We start from the raw sequence: 16,989 nt of genomic DNA on the forward strand, positions 1-16,989 counted from the left end.
AAGAGCTTTTTAGATAATAAAACTGGGGAAATATAAAAGTTACTTTATCTAATTACATGAATATTAGTATCAGGTTGGTTTTTATAGTAAGCCAAAGTAATCTCTTTAATAGATGCTATTCTCGCTTTTTCCATAGAAACTTTATCATTATAAATTTTCATAGTTATATCTAGTGCTTGTTTGTCTTCTTTATCTATTTTAGACTCAATTTTTTTCATTAAACTTAATGCAGCACTTTTACATTTAGACTCTGGGTCTATTGTTCTTAAAATATCTAGAGATTTAGAATAGTTTTTCTCGCTATAATAACCATTTGCAATAACTATTTTTTTATCACAAACACTGTTGGAATAATTTCTGTAATACTGAACTATTCTAGAATTAATTTTTGAATTGCAATTAGTAACTCCTGCAGGAATAGATAAAAGCTTTAAAAGTGCTTGTTCATATTGTTTACTAGCGTTTAATTTATCTGCTTCAGAAACATATAAATTGCAATTTTTTTGATAATAATTAACAATTTTTGATTTTACATTTTTAAGAAATGTTTGAAAATCATTGTGATTAGAATTAATTTTTGAAACTCCGTTTTTTATGGCTTTAGATCTACTATTTCCAGAACCTTTAAACTTTACAGAAATACTACCAAATTGATTATTTGTTGAAGCCTGTTTTACAAATAAAGTGAAGTCTCCGCTAATAATAGTAATTGGCTGTAAACCAGCATCAATTGTTTCTTCGTCGTAAATTTCTATACTAGGATAAATTAAAAAATCTGAATAATAATCTGTTGCAGCAACATCATTTTTAGAAATTATCTGTTTTATTTTAGATTTTATTTTAACAAAATTAGAAGTGGTAATTTTCTCTTCATTTTGTGGCATTACTATAGATAAAACAATTCTAGAATTTAGTAATTCTTGGTTTTCTTGAGAGTTTATATTGGAAATTGAGATACAATATAAAACGATAATTAGTATTTTAATTTTCATGATACAATTTTTTAAGGTAAAATAATTCTTATAGTTCCTTCAGATACAGAAGGTTTGCTTCTTTTAGCTTTTACACCATCTTTTCTGCAAATTTTTGCAATTGCTCTAGATATGCTTCTTGCAAAGTCATTTACAGAATAATTATTGCCACTTTCCGTTTTTAAAGGAATTCTTACTTCATCAAAACTTAAAATGTTTTCTGAATCTTGCTTAATTCTATATTGATTTTTATTAGCGTTTTGTTTGACCCATTCTGTTATTAATTCAGACACAAAATCTGCATTATCACCAATTTCATCATCTAATTTAAAAACACTGTCTTCTGTTACTAAAATTTCTATAGTAATGGCTTTTCCAAGAGATACAATTTGTCCGAAAGCTTCATTTAAACCATCCACAAATTTTTCTATTCTATTTTCTTCAGTTAAAACTCTGTCAACTAAATACCCATAATCTGTTGTTTTAAATGGAGGAGAAGAGGCTGTTGGCATATCGTATAAAGACATTCTAGAAGAAGCTTCTATGGCTTTAAGTGAAACTTGTACGCTATTGGTAGCTCCACCATCTTCTGAATGAATATTAATAAAAGCTTTAACAATAATATCTGTTCTTGCTTCCATATAAATTGCCTCTTCCACATTAAAATTGGCATTCTTTAAAGAACTTATAGCTTTTGTTCTTTTAACTTGATTTATAGTTTCTTGTAAATCTTTTGGTCTAAAACCTCTTTCTTGCAGAGAATTATTTACTCTTGCAATAATAGATTGCCATTTAAAATCATTTTCGAATAATTCTAATGCATTTTCACCAGATTTTGTAAAAGGCATAACCATAATTGTTGGTTGTACTTGCTCTACATTCTGACTATATGTTTTTGCTGATACAATTGCTATTAATGCAATTATTATAATTTTTAGTTTCATGTTTTTAATTTTAAAATCCGAATTTTCTTATCACATTTTTCTGTTCTAAATCTTTACGTAATGGTTTTACATTAATTAGAACATCTACAGCAACAACAAGAGCATCTACCATATCTTCTCTTGCACCATTCTTTTTATCTATTTTGGTAGCAATAACTTTTTGTTTATCTCCACCAATAAATGCGGTTTCAGATATAAATGTTAAAAATCTCTTGTATCCAAAAAAGTCTTTAAAGTACGAGCTGTGTCTTTGTTTTAGTTCATTCTCATTATACCCAACCAAAGGTTTAGATATACTAGAATTAGGAATCCCTCTAAAGAAAAGTGTTTCCATAGCTCTTCTTTGTGCATCTTCGATTGCAGCACTTTCATTACCACCATAACCAAGAACTCTTAATGTAAGAATGTCTCCAGTGTAATCTTGATAGGTAACTTCTGATGTTGGAAAAAATGCTACTTGTTTTTTAGAACCACAACTTGTAATTAAAAGAATTGTAGTTGCAATTAGTATAAATTTTAGTTTATTAATCATTATTTAAGCTTTTACAAATTATTTTTTTACCCTCATTTAAATATTTAAAAATCTCTTTTCCTCCATCTGTAACTTTTGCTTCGGAAAAATCTTCACTTAAAATTTTTGTTATTTTTATCTCTCCAATAAATTTTGGTAATGGTTTACCTAAAGAATTGTCTATAAAATAAGCTTCAAATTTTGTTCCTTCTACAACACCTATTTTAGAGCCACCATCTAATAAAACAACCTGTGCTTTTTCTTTTTTCTCTTTTTCTATTCTAACAAGATTCAATTTTACAGGAAAACTTGTAGAAAAATAATTGCTTAAAGGAACTATTGTGGTTGTTAAAGCACTTTGTAAAGCACTTTCTGGAGTTAATTTTATTTCACTTTTAGTAGATGTAAAAGTAGAAGTACCATTCTGTATTATTTCTCCACTTTCTGTATTAATAATTTTAATTGCATATGTTAAGGTAGCTTTATAGCCTTTACCTGCATTTAATCTTATGAATTTAATACTAGTTACAACTCCTGTAAGTGTATATTCTGCGCTAATAGATTTATTAGATTCAATCCAATTTTTGGACTTATAATTTTCTTGAGATTTAGAAATTGCTTGTTCTCTTGCAGTTCCATCTAAATCTATAACTTGAAATCTATTTTGTTGGTTTAAAACATCTAAAACTCTTTCTGAAACCATATTTGCAAAACGTTCTTGTTTAACATTTGTAGATGTAAATTTTGCTACACCTACAATTAACCTATAATCTTCTCCTTGTTGAGAATTCGTTTTTGGAATTATAAATAATATTAGTAAAGTAAATAGATATATAGATTTAATTTTCATGATGTTTCTTATTTAAGAATTATTCAGCTTTTAATTGATCTATATATTTTTTAGATTCTTTTAAATTGCTTACTATTTTTGGTAATTGAGCAATAATTGCTGCCTGAAAAACCCCAGCAGTAATAGCGTCTTTACCCATTGTAACTTTTTGGAACATGCTTGCTGTTGCAATTTCTTGCGTACTTAATGCTGCTAAACCTGTAAGTGCGGCTTGTTTTAGAAGTAATCCACCACCAATTTTTAATGAGTTATTTACACTATTTAATTCTTTATCGCTCATTTTTTTAATATCATCTGGTGACATTTTATTACATTTAGAATCATAAAGCGTGTATTCTGTAATTTTCCCTAAAACAGGATCATCTACTTCTTCTATATCAACAGAAAATAAGTCGTAGTTTTCTCTTAATTCAATTGTTTTTTTATATAATTCTTGTGCAGCAGTTAGATATAGATAAGAACTACCACCAGACCAAGATTTTGCTTTTTTTAATGGTTTTGTTACTTTCTTAACAAAAATTACAGGAGAATTGGAAGATTTTACTCCTTTAATAAGAACATATTGCATTTCTTTATTAGGTTCTTTTTTTACCTTTTTAATCCATTTTTTTGTTTTAAAGCTTTTACCAGAAATACTTTTTAATAGCATTCCAGATCCTTTTAATGTACAATCATCAGATTTAAACACAAGATTACCATCTTGTATTATAAAACTACCAGAATAAGTTTCTATAGAATTATCATCTATGATTTCGTCATTAACATTTACGCTGTTTAAATCTACAGTACTTAAATCTACGGCACTTAAATTAGAAGTGAAGTTTTGGCCTACAATTGTTAAACAGCTAAACAACAGAATGCCAAGACAAATTTTTGTAATTTTTTTCATAATATATTTGTTTAAGTTATTGTTTCAAAAGTAAATGAAGCACTAACTGTAAAACATACCTATAAGTAGGTAAATGTATTATGAGTTGTTAGGTTTTTAGAGTAGTTTCCTCTTTTAGAATTGATATTTCTTGTCTATTGCATATTTGATTAATTCGCTTCCAGAAGATAAATTTAGTTTTCGAATCATGTTTTTTCTGTGGGTATCTACAGTAGTTTTTGCAATAAATAAATTTTCAGAAATTTCTTTAGAAGTTTTTCCGTTTGCAATTAAGTTTAAAATTTCTTTTTCTCTGTTAGATAAAACAATTTTATTGGTTTTACCAATTACAACGTTTTCATCTATGTAATTATTCATAAAATTAAAAGCAACATTTGGGTCGAAAAAAGTTTCTCCATTTGCAACTGTAACAATTGCTTTAGATAACATTTTAATTCCAGAATTTTTTAAAAGATAACCTGTTGCTCCCGCATCTAACATTTGTTTTATGGCATCTGGTTGATCGAACATTGTCATGGCCAATACTTGAATATGAGGAAATTGTTTTTTTATAATTTTTGTAGCTTCAATACCATCCATTCTAGGCATTCTAATGTCTGTAAGAACTAATTTTGGTTGTTTTAGAGAAACTAATTTCACTAAATCTTCTCCATTATTTACAGTGCCAATAATATTAATATCTTCATCATATTCAAAGAAAGATTTTACACCATCTATTAACATTTGATGATCTTCTGCCATTATTATTGTTATCATAAGTTTTCTTTTTATCAAAAATAGGTTTTTTCACTTTTTAGAATATCACTACATGTAGGTATTTATTCTACTGGGATATTTATAATAACAGAACTCCCTTTTCCTATGGTAGAATCGATTTCAAAAGTACCTTTTAGGTGTTCGACCCTAGTTTTAATTGAATTAATTCCCATTCCTTTTTTTAGATTTACTTTATTTATATTAAAACCTTTACCATTATCTTCAATAATAATATTTAAATTTTTATCATATAAAGAGATATTTACGGTTGCATTTTTAGCTTCTGCGTGTTTTATAATATTGGTAATTAGTTCTTGAATAATTCTGAAAACACTAATTTCTAAACTGTTTTCTACTCTTTCATTTAAACCAAAATCAACAACGTCTATTTTAATTTTATCTGCAGAAGATATTTTTTCTGCCATCATTTTAACAGCAGTTAACAACCCTTGGTTTGCAATTACACCTGCATTTTTAGCATGTGCAATTCTGCGTACTTTTAAATATGCTTCATCTATAAGACCTTCAGTTTTATTAAATAAAGTTTCCTGATCTATTTTTTTCTTTTCGCTATTAATTTTTAAGTTTTCGAAATGTAATTTTAATGTTGCTAAAACTGAACCTAAATTATCATGCAAATCTTCTGCAATGCGTTTGCGTTCTTTTTCTTGCCCATCTACCATTGCATTTATAGTAGTTAATTCTTGTTCCTTTAAAAGAGTAAGATTTTTCTGGGTCTCTAGCTCTTTTTCTTGCTCTGCAAGTTTTTGTTTTCTTTTGGAGTTTTTTAATGATAAAATTCCAATTGTTCCTGCTAATAAAATAAATAGGAGAGAGCCAATTAACATGTTTCTGTTTTTTATTCTTTTGGCTTCTGTTTCTAAATTATCTTTTTCTAGTTGAAGAATTTGGTTTTCTTTTTCTGCTGTTTGATATTTTTTGTCTAAATCTGAAATTGCAATATTTTGTTGTGTGTTATTTAAACTATCTCTAACAGCGTTGTATTTTTTATAATAATGAAGTGCTTTTTTGTGATTGTTTACCAAACTATAATAATTCGCAAAATTCCTATATATAACTTTATTATATTTTAGCTTATAATTACCAGTGTTTAATTGTTCTGCTTTTTTTAATTGTTGAATAGCTTCATAATACTTTTTTTGACTTTTCAAGAAAACTGCAAAGTTTATATATGTACCTAATAACTGAAAATCAGATAATTGATTTTTGTATTTAAGTGTTTTCTCATAATAAAAAGTAGAAGAATCTGGTTTTTTTTTTGTGTATAAAAATGCAAGATTAGAATAGACACCAGCTTTATATTTTATAAAATTTTTAGAATTTGCAAGTTTTAAAAACTTATTATAATAATTTCTAGATTTTGCTATTGTATCTCGATTCCAATAAATTTGGGCGTATCTGTTGTAAGATTTTAGTATAAATAAGGTATCTTTTTTTTGTAAAGCGTATGTATAGTATGCATCTAAATAGGGTTTAGAATTTTTGTTTAAATCATTTTGTGATTCGATAAGTTCAAATAACACTATATTACATTTGGCAACACTATCTATTTCATTTATTTTTTCATATAATTTTAGAGATTTTATATAATTTTCATAAGCTCTAAAATGTTTATTTTGATAATCAAATTGCTTTGCTTTATTAAAATAATAATATGCAGAATCTAATTTAGAAGTTTGACCATAAGAAAAACTACAAATTATAAATATTATAAATTGTAGTTTTTTTAGATATTTAGATGTTTTATCTAACATTTATGGGCCTTCAATTATTACACCACCACCACCTTCTTTAGGTTTAAGTAATATTTTTACCATTTCATTATATTCTTCATAAAATGGACTTTCTTTTTGCTCTTTTAATAAAACTTTTAACCTTTCTGTCATTGCGCTAAAGTCATTACATCCATATATCATTCCCCCCATTTTTAATATATAATTTTCTAACTCAATAAAAACATCAGAACTATATGAAGAAAAGCTTTTAATATCATCATTTAACACAATAACATTTAGTTTGTCACCTTTTGATAATACTAACTCATCATTGTTGATAATATGTGGTTGTATTTGATCGATAGGTATAGAAATTTCTAAAATATGAGTTTTAGGCTTATTACATGATTTATTTGTGGTGCTATCGCTAATATGAATAGCTATTGCTTTTAAACCACGGTTATTAATCTTCATTAAGTTAGTTACACTTTTAAATTCAAAGTTTTTATTAGATACCGCAATTTTTATTTTGATTGTATCAATAATTTTGATGCCATTTGAATTTGTACGATAATTAAAATAACTTTCTCTAGTATTATTACTTAATCTATCCTGAATAACTTCTAGGTTTCGTTTGTATTTAGAAGCTTGTATTACTGATATTGTATCTATTTTTGATAGCATGCTTAATTTTTGAGTTTTTAACTCATACTTTTTTTCATTACTTTCATTTTCCTTCTCATTTTTACTTTTTTTATCTTTACAAGAAGTTAAAACAAGACCAATACATAAAATAATAAGTATAATTTTTTTCATATTTGTTGATTTTTAGCTGATTAATAACATTTCAAATATCTTTAATATTCAAAATAAATACATACCTACAAATAGGTATATTAATTTGTAAAATAAGGAAAAAGTTGTTATAACTAATAATTATTCAATAGGAATATTAATAATAACTGATGCGCCTTTACCTTTTATGGAATCAATTTCAAAAGTTCCTTTTAAGTGCTCAATTCTTGTTTTTATGGATGAAATTCCCATTCCGCCTTTTAAATTTACTTTCTTCACTTCAAAACCTTTACCATCATCTTCAATGATAATGTTTAGATTTTTATCATATAAAGAGATATTAATGGTCGCATTTTTCGCTTCTGCGTGTTTTATAATATTGGTAATTAATTCTTGAATAATTCTAAAAACAGTTGTTTCTAAACTGTTTTCCAAACGTTTATCTAACCCAAAATCAATAACTTCAATTTTAATAGAATCTGCAGATGAAATTTTTTCTGCCATCATTTTTACAGCAGTTAGTAAACCTTGGTTTGCAATAACACCAGCATTTTTTGCGTGTGCAATACTTCTAACTTTTAAATAAGCTTCGTCAATTAAACTTTCTGTTTTGTTAAATAATTCGTCTTGGTTTATTTTCTTTTTCTCTTTGTTTATTTGAAGGTTTTCGAAATGTAATTTTAAAGTTGCCAGAACAGAGCCTAAATTATCATGTAAGTCTTCTGCAATTCGTTTGCGTTCTTTTTCTTGTCCATCTACCATTGCATTTATGGTCGTTAGTTCTTGTTCTTTTAGAAGTGTAAGATTTTTCTGTGTTTCTAGTTCTTTTTCTTGTTCAGCAAGTTTTCTTTTTCTTTTAGAGTTTTTTAATGATAAAATTCCAATTGTTCCTGCTAATAAAATGAATAGGAGAGAGCCAATTAACAAGTTTCTGTTTTTTACTCTTTTTGCTTCTGCCTCAAGATTATCTTGTTTAAGTTGAAGGTTTTCTTTTTCTTTTTTTTCTGTTTGATATTTTGTTTCTAAATCTGAAACACTAGCTAAACTAGCTGAATGGTTTAATTCTCTTTCTATTTCTAAATATTCATTTAAATAAATTAGACTATCTATTTTATTCATTTTACTATGCACTTTATAAAGCCAATAGTTTTTATATTTACTTTGTATTTTGTAAATAAAATGTTCATTATCAATAGAAACTTCCTTTAATTTTTGAAGTGCAAGTTCATTTTTTTTGTCTAAAAATAATAATGCACCTAAAATAATCTGTGAAGAAATTTTTTTTTCAGTTTCAAAGTACCCTTTTTTATCTTTAAGTAAAGTAGATGTTTCTTTGATATAAGTTTGACTCATTTTAAAATTCTCGGTTATTTTAAAATGGTAAATGGCGTTAGCCAAGCATAATTTGGTTTTTAATAAATATGATAAATCAAGGTTTATTGTATCATTAGTTTTATTAAATAATTTTTTTATTAAAACTTTGTTTTCATAATTATATCTTATATTTATGATGTAATTATATAATTTATTTATGTTTTTTTCAATTTTGTCATACGAGTGTTTTTTATGAATTTCTAAAAAATAATTAAAAGATTTATCTAAAACATTAGATGAAAAATGCTCATAAATTTCTAGTATTGCTTTGCTAATTTCACATATTAAAATCTTATCTTTATTCTTTAATGCTTTTTATAATGCTTTCTTTAAAGTTTTAAAAGCAAGTATTTCATTCCCTTTTCCGTAATATTCTTTTAAACCTATATTCAGTTGATAAATGATTAATTCAGACTCATTATTTAGTTTTAATTTATCAGTTGAGTTTTTAAAAGAAATATCACTATTATAAATAAAATTGTAATAATCTATTAGTAGAAGTTTTAGATTGTAGTTTTCTATTAATTCTAGCTCTATTTTTGCAGAACTATAATTATTAGTTTTAATTTGATAAAAAAAATCTTTTACTCCATTATTTGCAGATATATTAAAGTGGTAGAAGGAAAATATAAAAAAAAGTAATATTATTTTTTTCATTAAACGATTATTAGTCTGTCGGCAACACAAAGCCCATTTCTACAGCCAGCATCATTAGGATTTGGAAAAGGGTTTGTATCCCCAAGCTTTCTTGTAGAAATTTCTGAATAAAACTCTCCATCTCTAATAAGTTTATTAGGATTTAAGTATAAGGATTTTTCTGGATGCAAAGGATCTGAGATATTAATTGGAGGGTTTACTCTATCATAATATGTTTGTAAAATTAAACCTTTTTCCAAAGGTTGTGTAACAATTAAATTACAATCATTAATTTCATGATTAAGGTTAAATGGTTGTATTACAATGTTAATATATGCGTTTAATTCATTATCATAAGGTCTAGTACCATCAGGATACGTTAAAATAGGAGTATTGTTAGAAAAACCAATTGTAATATCTCCTTTAAAATTTTGAAGTTTGAAATCACATTTATAAGATTTAATACTTAAACCCTGATTATTTTCTTCTATGAAGTCCTTAAACTTTATATAAACCATAAAAAAAGTGCCAAACTCTTGTGTGGCTAAAATAGGTTGCCAATCATTTCTTTCATTTAAATCAAGTCTAAATTTTAAATTTTCGTGAGCCATAATTTTAAGTTTTAATTATTAAAAAATTTTATTTTTGGTAAGTTTTTTAGTTTATCTAGAAGAGTGTAGTAGTCTACCCATTCTTTTTTTAAATTATAATTGTAAGGAAACTTTATTGGTTTTACCTGTAGTTTTCCTTTTTTTAATCTGTAATTACCATAATACGCATAATCACCTATATACATTTTTCCATTGTTTATATTTATACTTTCATTAGATATAATTCCTTTAGTGTTTAAAAATTTCTGAACAATTATTCCTATAAAATTATTTACAATTTTTCTTGGTATATATGGGAAACAACTATTATTAGGTTGATTATTATAATAATTGAATAATATATTATGTTTTGATACTTTCATTTTATAATCTGGAAAGGAAATTAAATCTTCAACTTTGGTATCTCTTAAAAGATATTCTTTTTCAGAATTATTTTTTTTAGATTTTTTTAAAATCCAATACTTTTCAGCATACTTAATTTTTTCTCTAAAATTCTCCAACTCAAAATATATTTCGTCATATTTTCTAGAAGGGTCGCTAATAAATATATACTTACAATCACCTAAACTTCCATATCCCGTTATTAAAATGTCATGAGCCACAGAAGTTTTTGTTTTTACAACTATTGGACAAAGGTTTTCTTTAAGTGTTTTTACAATAAAGTCAAACGAATTTAATTTTTGAATGGTTTCATAAGTGTCACATTCAAACCCTATTTTTTTTAGGATATGAGGAAAGTGTTTATCATTCATTCCAATATTACAAGAATTTTTTAAGTTTTCTGGACAACAATTTTCTTCATCATAATTAAAGCTATTATCAACTTTTTTTAAATATTTTTTATAATAATTTACCAAATCACATTGTTCTACCCCAATATTAGAAATAGAATCTAAATTATTAATAAAATTAGATAAACATGCAGCCCAACACCAATTAGATCCAATGGGTTGAGGTTTGTAAGTTATTGATTCTAAACAATAGAATTCTTTCATATTCCAAATATTATAAATATTTAAAACAAATACATACCTACAAATAGGTATATTAATCTCACTAAAAATAGGTAAAAAATTATAAAGTAAAAACGGTAAGTAAAATCCCTAGAAGAATTGCAATAAATTTCTGCAAGTTAAATTTATGGTTTTCAGAGCTTTCAAATAAAATAATAGTAGAAATGTGTAAGAAAACACCAATGATAAAAGCAGTAATTTCAGTAGAGTAGGTAGTAAAAAACTGAATTTTATCTCCTAATAAAACACCTAAAGGACTCATAAAAGCAAATGCTAATAAGAAAATAAAAGTAATTTTCTTTGAGTAATTTGTCTGAATTAAAAATGTAGTTAACACGATAGCAATAGGTATTTTATGAACAACAATTGCCCACAATAAATTATCATTTGCATCATGTATTGGCAAACCTTCAGAAAAAGCATGCAAACATAAACTTACAAATAACAAAGTTGGAAATTCTTTTCCATCTGAATGAATGTGAATATGCCCATGTTCTGCGCCTTTTGAAAATGACTCTAAAACAGATTGCAAAATGATACCAAGTAAGATAAAAATTCCTACTCTTTTAGTATCATTAATGGTTGTATAAACTTCTGGTAATAAGTGTAAAATGGTTACAGATAATAAGTATGCGCCACTAAAAGCCAATAATAAACGTACAATTTTCTTGTTTGGTTTTAAGATAAAAACCAATACAGAACCAATAAATACAGATGCTATTAATAATAAGTAACTCATTTTGCAACAATAATTAAACGATCAGATGTTTTAGGATTGTAGTTATCTAAACTGTAATTTCCAAAAACGTTTTCAATTTTAAAACCTACTTTTTCAAGAAAAGAAGTCATTTTTGGCAAATCTAAATATTTTACTTGTTCTGTATAAGAATGTTGTTTGTCATCAGCAAAAAAAGAAATATGTTTAAATATAAACCCATTTTTAATCTCTCTTTTTATGTTAAAAGTAATATTATCTACAACTTTAACTTCCTCTTTTACTAAATTTAATTTTACTTTTTCTGCATTTAAAAAATCGAAAACAAAAAAACCATCTTTGTTTAATCCGTTTTTTATGTTCTCTAGAATTAAAATATCTTCAGCATCATCTTCAAAATAACCAAAACTAGTAAATAAGTTAAAAACGGAATCATAAGTATTATTAAAAGGCTTTCTCATATCATGCACTTCAAAATTCAAATTTTCATTTTCAAATTTTTTAGCATATTTAATTGAGTTTTCAGCCAAATCTCCACCAGTAACTTTATAACCCAAAGAATTTAAGAATACAGCATGTCTACCTTTACCACAAGGTAAATCTAGAATATGCGTGGTTTTAGGCAAGCTTAAAAATGAGGTAATATTTCTCATAAATAACTGCGCATCAGCATCATTTCTATCTTTATATAAAATGTGATAATAAGAGGTGTTAAACCAATCTGTAAACCAATCTTTTGTTTTCATAAGTAGATTAAGTCTGTAAAAGTAAACAAATCTTACGGCGTATAAAATGAAATTTTAACAAAGTAATACTTCACGCTTCAAACTTCTATTTTCAAACAATAAAGTGTACTTTTGCAATCAATTTTATAGGTATGAATAACGATTTTAAAATGACGGCAACAACACTTTTCGGTTTAGAAGGTGTTTTGGCAGAAGAACTGAAAAATTTAGGAGCTCAAGATGTAAAAGAAGGCATTAGAAGTGTAACTTTTAGAGGAGATACTGGTTTTATGTACAAAGCAAATATTGCTTTAAGGACGGCTGTTCGTGTTTTAAAACCGATAAAAACTTGTAAAATTTACGATGAAGAAGATTTGTACGAAGCAATTCAGAAAATTAAATGGGAAAACTATTTAGAAACTGAAGGCACTTTTGCAATAGGAGCAGTAGTAAATTCGAAGAATTTTACATCAAACTCGCATTATATTTCATTAAAATCTAAAGATGCAATTGCAGATTATTTTAGACATAAATATAGCAAAAGACCAAATGTAGATTTAGATTATCCAGATTTAAAAATTCACATTCATATTCATAAAGAATGGTTAACCGTTTCTTTAGATTCTTCTGGAGATTCTTTGCATAAAAGAGGTTATAGAACAGCGACAAATATTGCACCTATAAACGAAGTTTTAGCAGCAGGAATGGTGTTGTTATCTGGTTATAGAGGAGATGAGAATTTTATAGACCCAATGTGTGGTTCAGGTACAATTCTTATTGAAGCAGCCATGATTGCCAATAATATTCCGGCAAATATCAATAGAAAACTTTTTGCTTTCGAGAATTGGAAAGATTATGATGAAGATTTATATTTTACCATTCAAGATTCTTTATTAAAGAAAATACGTTCTTCTCACTTTAAAATTATGGGGTTTGATAAAGCTCCATCTGCAGTTCAAAAAGCGCAAGCAAACGTAGAAAGTGCCAATTTAGATGAATTTATTGACGTACACCACGTTAACTTTTTCAATTCTAAAAAAGAAGTTTTTGGAAACACAACTATTTTATTCAATCCACCTTATGGCGAGCGTTTAAATATAGATACAGAAGAATTTTATAAGAAAATTGGCGATACTTTAAAACACAATTATCCTGGTTCTACAGCTTGGTTAATTACTTCAGATACAGATGCTTTAAAGGCTGTTGGTTTAAGAACTTCCAAAAGAATTGCTCTTAAAAACGGAGATTTAAACTGTAAGTTTGTAAAATATGAGTTGTATGAAGGAACTCGTAAGTTTAAAGAACCAAAAGAAGAAACTGATGCCGATTCTAATTCTGAAGATTAATTTTTTGAAGCTATTTCCTGCTTTCCACTATATCTTTTTTATGAAAAATAAAAAAGGATGCCGTTTCAATCAGGGCTAAACTTGTTTGCAAGCTCTTGTATAAACATGAGCAAATTCTTTTATTAAATAAGTTATATTTATTCAGTTCCAAAAATTTAAAGATTATTTTTTTCTACCTGTAAAATGTTCCATTGTTTTATAAATTCCTAATAGGTCTCCAGCAAACCAGTCAAAAACATTAATGGACATAAATGCTTGCCCAAAACGTGTAAATCTGTAGATATAACCAGGTATACTTATTAATTTTTTATTCTTTTCTATTGCTTTAATAATGGTTAATGCTGTAGCTTCTGGTTCAAGAATAGGAATTTTAGATTTTACACCATCAAACATTCCTGTATTAATATAGTAGGGTAATATTGTAGTAATATTTACTTTTTTATTTAATTGTTTCATCTCTAAACGTAAACTGTCAGACCAACCAATTAGTGACCATTTACTCGCAGCATAAACAGACATTTTAGGATTTGAAACCAATCCGCCAGAAGAAGCTATATTGCAAATATGACCAGAATTATTATTCAACATGTCATTAATAAATTCTAATGTGATATGCATTGGTGCATTTGCATTAATTTCCATTGTTTTAGAAATATCGGAAGCTGTATGCTCATTAAAATATTTTCCAACTATTATTCCAGCATTATTTATTAATACATCAACAATACCAATTTCCGACTTCACTTTTTTAGCGGTATCTTTAATTTGTGTAAGATTAGAAACATCAACATTATAGCCAAATATTTCTCCTTTGTTAGAAAATTCAGCTATTGTTTCATTTATGGTTTCTTGATTAATGTCCCAAATAATTACTTTGGCTTTTCGTTCTAACATTAAATGAACCATTATTCTACCAATTCCAGATGCTCCACCAGTAATTAAAACTGTTTTATCTTTTAATTCCATTTTGTTTTGTTAAGATTGCCAAAGTTAACTAGAAAAGGTAACGTTATAATGTTTAGTTACAGAAACAAGTTAAGTTCTCGTTACGAAGTTAGTTTTTTTTTAGCCAAAATATTGATTAAGTAAAACCAGTTTTTCAAGCTCAAAAAAAAACCGAAACAATTAAGTTTCGGTTTTTATAATCTGACTGCAAGTGCTACTTGCTATTTTTTACCTTTTTTTTGTTGCGCTTGTTGTTCTTGCGCTTGTTTCATTGCAGAGTCTATACGTTCTCTAAATTTACTTTTCTTCTTTTCAGGACGTTTTTTGTTCTCTTCAATTTGTGCATGAATTTTATCTTCATCAATTACATAATTCTTAATTACCAACATAATTGCAATGGTTAATAAGTTAGAAATAAAGTAATACAAACTTAATGAACTAGCATAGTTGTTAAAGAAGAATAACATCATAATAGGAGAGAAGTAGATCATATACTTCATCATTTTACTCATATCTGGCATTCCTTCTTGCGTTGGTGCTTGCATATTTGCTTGTTGACTTTGGTTCATTTTCATGTAAAAGAAAATTGCTACAGAAGCCAAAATTGGGAATAAACTTACGTGGTTTCCATAAAAAGGAATTGTAAATGGTAATGTAAAGATTGTATCGTATGAAGATAAATCTGGCGCCCATAAAAAGCTTTCTTGTCTTAAAGCTAAATTTGTTGGAAAGAACTTAAACAAAGCAAAGAATACAGGCATTTGTAACAACGCAGGTATACAACCAGACATCATACTTACACCAGCTTTTCGCTGAATTGCCATGGTTTCTTGTTGACGCTTCATAGCGTTTTCTTTTCCAGGATATTTCTCATTTAATGCAGTTAATTCTGGTCTAATAACCTTCATTTTTGCACTTGATAAATAAGATTTATAAACTAACGGAGACATAATTAAACGAACAACAATGGTCATTAGAATAATAATTAATCCGTAGTTAGATAAGAAACCTTTTAATAAATTAAATACAGGATAGAAAACAGTTCTATTTAAGAAACCAAAAATACCCCAACCTAAATCTGCTGTTTGGTCTAAATCTGTTCCTTCATAGGTTTTTAATAAATTATAATCACTTGGGCCGTAAAACCATTTCATGTTATAATTTAATTCTCCGTTAGTTAAAGCTAAAGGAGTTTTAAGTTCATAACGTTTTGTAAAAACAGTATCAATTTCTTCATCTTTTACCAAGTCTGTAGAAGTAACAGTTGCGTTGTTAAAAGGAGTTTCTGTTAATAAATTAGAAGTAAAAAAGTGTTGTTTGTAAGCAACCCAATCTACATCATTTATAACTTCTGTATTTCCAGCGTTTAAATAATCTACTTCATCATCTGTTTTATAGTAGTAGTAAGAATACATTGTATTCTCTGTCTTTAAACTTTTTTCATGTCTATAACCATCTAAAGACCAATCTAAATTAATTGGGTTAGAAGAGTTAATTACATTACTTAAACCTTGCGAACGAACAGCGAAATTCACCATATATTCTTTTGGTTTAATTTCATATCTATATTCTAAAAATTGAGTGTCAGATACTTTCAATTTCATTGAAATTACTGTGTTCGCTCCGTTTTTAGTAACAGTTGGTTCAAAAAATAAATCTTTTGTATTTAAAATTCTGTTATCAGTTGTTCCAAAATTAATATTAAAAGACGCATTGTTGTCTTTTATCATGTATAAAGGAAGAGAATCGTATGTTTTATACTTCTTAATTAACGCTTCTTTAATTTGCCCACCTTTATTGTCGATAGTTAATTTTACTAATTCATTTTCTAAAACTGAAGTTCCCTCTGTTCCGTTAATAGCACTTTGTGCAAACGCACCTAGTTGATTTGTTAAAGCAACTTGTTTTAAAGAATCACTAGCAAAAACAGGTTCGTTAACAGTAAAAGTGTTTTGAGAATTGGTGTTTTTTAAAGAATCTACTACTTGTTGATTTGTAGTAGTTTCAGTATTTACTTCTTCTGGTTTGTTGGTATTCATCCACCAAATAATAATTCCTCCTAAAAGAAGCATTCCAATAAAGGAATTAACGTCAAATTTTTTTTGTTCCATGTTTTATTTTAAATGTCAATTTGTCATTTTTAAGTTTTTCTAAAAAGAAAAAGCCGACAAA

17 protein-coding genes are annotated in these 16,989 nt (G+C 26.8%); 1 reads left to right on the plus strand and 16 read right to left on the minus strand.

Features of this window, described 5'->3' with window-relative positions:
- Window positions 1-44: 44 nt before the first annotated feature.
- The 14 genes from H9W90_RS03970 to H9W90_RS04035 form a co-directional block, all read right to left on the minus strand.
- A complete protein-coding gene (locus tag H9W90_RS03970; RefSeq protein ID WP_187483169.1) occupies window positions 45-992 on the minus strand; it encodes a hypothetical protein in 948 nt (315 codons plus the stop codon).
- Window positions 993-1,003: 11 nt separating this feature from the next.
- Window positions 1,004-1,915, minus strand: coding sequence for a DUF6175 family protein (locus tag H9W90_RS03975; RefSeq protein WP_187483170.1), 912 nt, complete (start codon window positions 1,913-1,915; stop codon window positions 1,004-1,006).
- Between the two features lie 10 nt (window positions 1,916-1,925).
- Window positions 1,926-2,447 carry a hypothetical protein gene (locus tag H9W90_RS03980; protein ID WP_187483171.1) on the minus strand — a complete coding sequence of 174 codons (522 nt, stop codon included), beginning with the start codon at window positions 2,445-2,447 and terminating at the stop codon, window positions 1,926-1,928.
- A complete protein-coding gene (locus H9W90_RS03985; RefSeq protein WP_187483172.1) occupies window positions 2,440-3,276 on the minus strand; it encodes a hypothetical protein in 837 nt (278 codons plus the stop codon). The genes H9W90_RS03980 and H9W90_RS03985 overlap by 8 nt, the downstream gene beginning before the upstream one ends.
- Before the next feature lie 19 nt (window positions 3,277-3,295).
- Window positions 3,296-4,165, minus strand: a complete 870-nt coding sequence (locus tag H9W90_RS03990; protein WP_187483173.1) for a hypothetical protein — start codon at window positions 4,163-4,165, stop codon at window positions 3,296-3,298.
- 114 nt (window positions 4,166-4,279) lie between these two features.
- On the minus strand, window positions 4,280-4,921 hold the full coding sequence (locus H9W90_RS03995) for a response regulator (RefSeq protein ID WP_187483174.1): 642 nt from the start codon (window positions 4,919-4,921) through the stop codon (window positions 4,280-4,282).
- Window positions 4,922-4,983: 62 nt separating this feature from the next.
- Complete coding sequence (locus H9W90_RS04000) at window positions 4,984-6,696, minus strand: tetratricopeptide repeat-containing sensor histidine kinase (protein ID WP_187483175.1); 1,713 nt, start codon at window positions 6,694-6,696, stop codon at window positions 4,984-4,986.
- On the minus strand, window positions 6,697-7,473 hold the full coding sequence (locus tag H9W90_RS04005) for a hypothetical protein (protein WP_187483176.1): 777 nt from the start codon (window positions 7,471-7,473) through the stop codon (window positions 6,697-6,699).
- A 120-nt stretch (window positions 7,474-7,593) separates the two neighbouring features.
- Complete coding sequence (locus tag H9W90_RS04010; protein WP_187483177.1) at window positions 7,594-8,805, minus strand: sensor histidine kinase; 1,212 nt, start codon at window positions 8,803-8,805, stop codon at window positions 7,594-7,596.
- Between the two features lie 336 nt (window positions 8,806-9,141).
- Complete coding sequence (locus H9W90_RS04015) at window positions 9,142-9,483, minus strand: hypothetical protein (RefSeq protein WP_187483178.1); 342 nt, start codon at window positions 9,481-9,483, stop codon at window positions 9,142-9,144.
- Window positions 9,483-10,073, minus strand: a complete 591-nt coding sequence (locus tag H9W90_RS04020) for a hypothetical protein (protein WP_187483179.1) — start codon at window positions 10,071-10,073, stop codon at window positions 9,483-9,485. Before H9W90_RS04020 ends, H9W90_RS04015 begins: the two co-directional genes overlap by 1 nt.
- A gap of 11 nt (window positions 10,074-10,084) precedes the next feature.
- Window positions 10,085-11,068 (minus strand): papain-like cysteine protease family protein, encoded by a 984-nt coding sequence (locus H9W90_RS04025; protein WP_187483180.1) that lies wholly within the window; start codon window positions 11,066-11,068, stop codon window positions 10,085-10,087.
- Window positions 11,069-11,147: 79 nt separating this feature from the next.
- Window positions 11,148-11,825, minus strand: a complete 678-nt coding sequence (locus H9W90_RS04030; RefSeq protein ID WP_187483181.1) for a ZIP family metal transporter — start codon at window positions 11,823-11,825, stop codon at window positions 11,148-11,150.
- Window positions 11,822-12,547, minus strand: coding sequence for a class I SAM-dependent DNA methyltransferase (locus H9W90_RS04035; RefSeq protein ID WP_187483182.1), 726 nt, complete (start codon window positions 12,545-12,547; stop codon window positions 11,822-11,824). Before H9W90_RS04035 ends, H9W90_RS04030 begins: the two co-directional genes overlap by 4 nt.
- A gap of 131 nt (window positions 12,548-12,678) precedes the next feature.
- Between H9W90_RS04035 and H9W90_RS04040 the strand changes: the two genes are divergently transcribed.
- The gene (locus tag H9W90_RS04040) at window positions 12,679-13,872 is read left to right on the plus strand and encodes a THUMP domain-containing class I SAM-dependent RNA methyltransferase (RefSeq protein ID WP_187483183.1); all 1,194 of its coding nucleotides are present in this window, start codon (window positions 12,679-12,681) and stop codon (window positions 13,870-13,872) included.
- A 162-nt stretch (window positions 13,873-14,034) separates the two neighbouring features.
- On the opposite strand, the gene H9W90_RS04045 is transcribed toward H9W90_RS04040, so the two are convergent.
- Together H9W90_RS04045 and yidC are read right to left on the minus strand one after the other, a co-directional pair.
- A complete protein-coding gene (locus H9W90_RS04045) occupies window positions 14,035-14,838 on the minus strand; it encodes an SDR family oxidoreductase (RefSeq protein WP_187483184.1) in 804 nt (267 codons plus the stop codon).
- A gap of 200 nt (window positions 14,839-15,038) precedes the next feature.
- Window positions 15,039-16,928: a membrane protein insertase YidC gene (gene yidC, locus H9W90_RS04050; protein WP_187483185.1), complete on the minus strand. Its 1,890-nt coding sequence runs from the start codon at window positions 16,926-16,928 to the stop codon at window positions 15,039-15,041.
- Window positions 16,929-16,989 lie beyond the last annotated feature (61 nt).

The organism is Polaribacter pectinis, from assembly GCF_014352875.1.
GTDB classification, from domain to species: Bacteria; Bacteroidota; Bacteroidia; order Flavobacteriales; family Flavobacteriaceae; genus Polaribacter; species Polaribacter pectinis.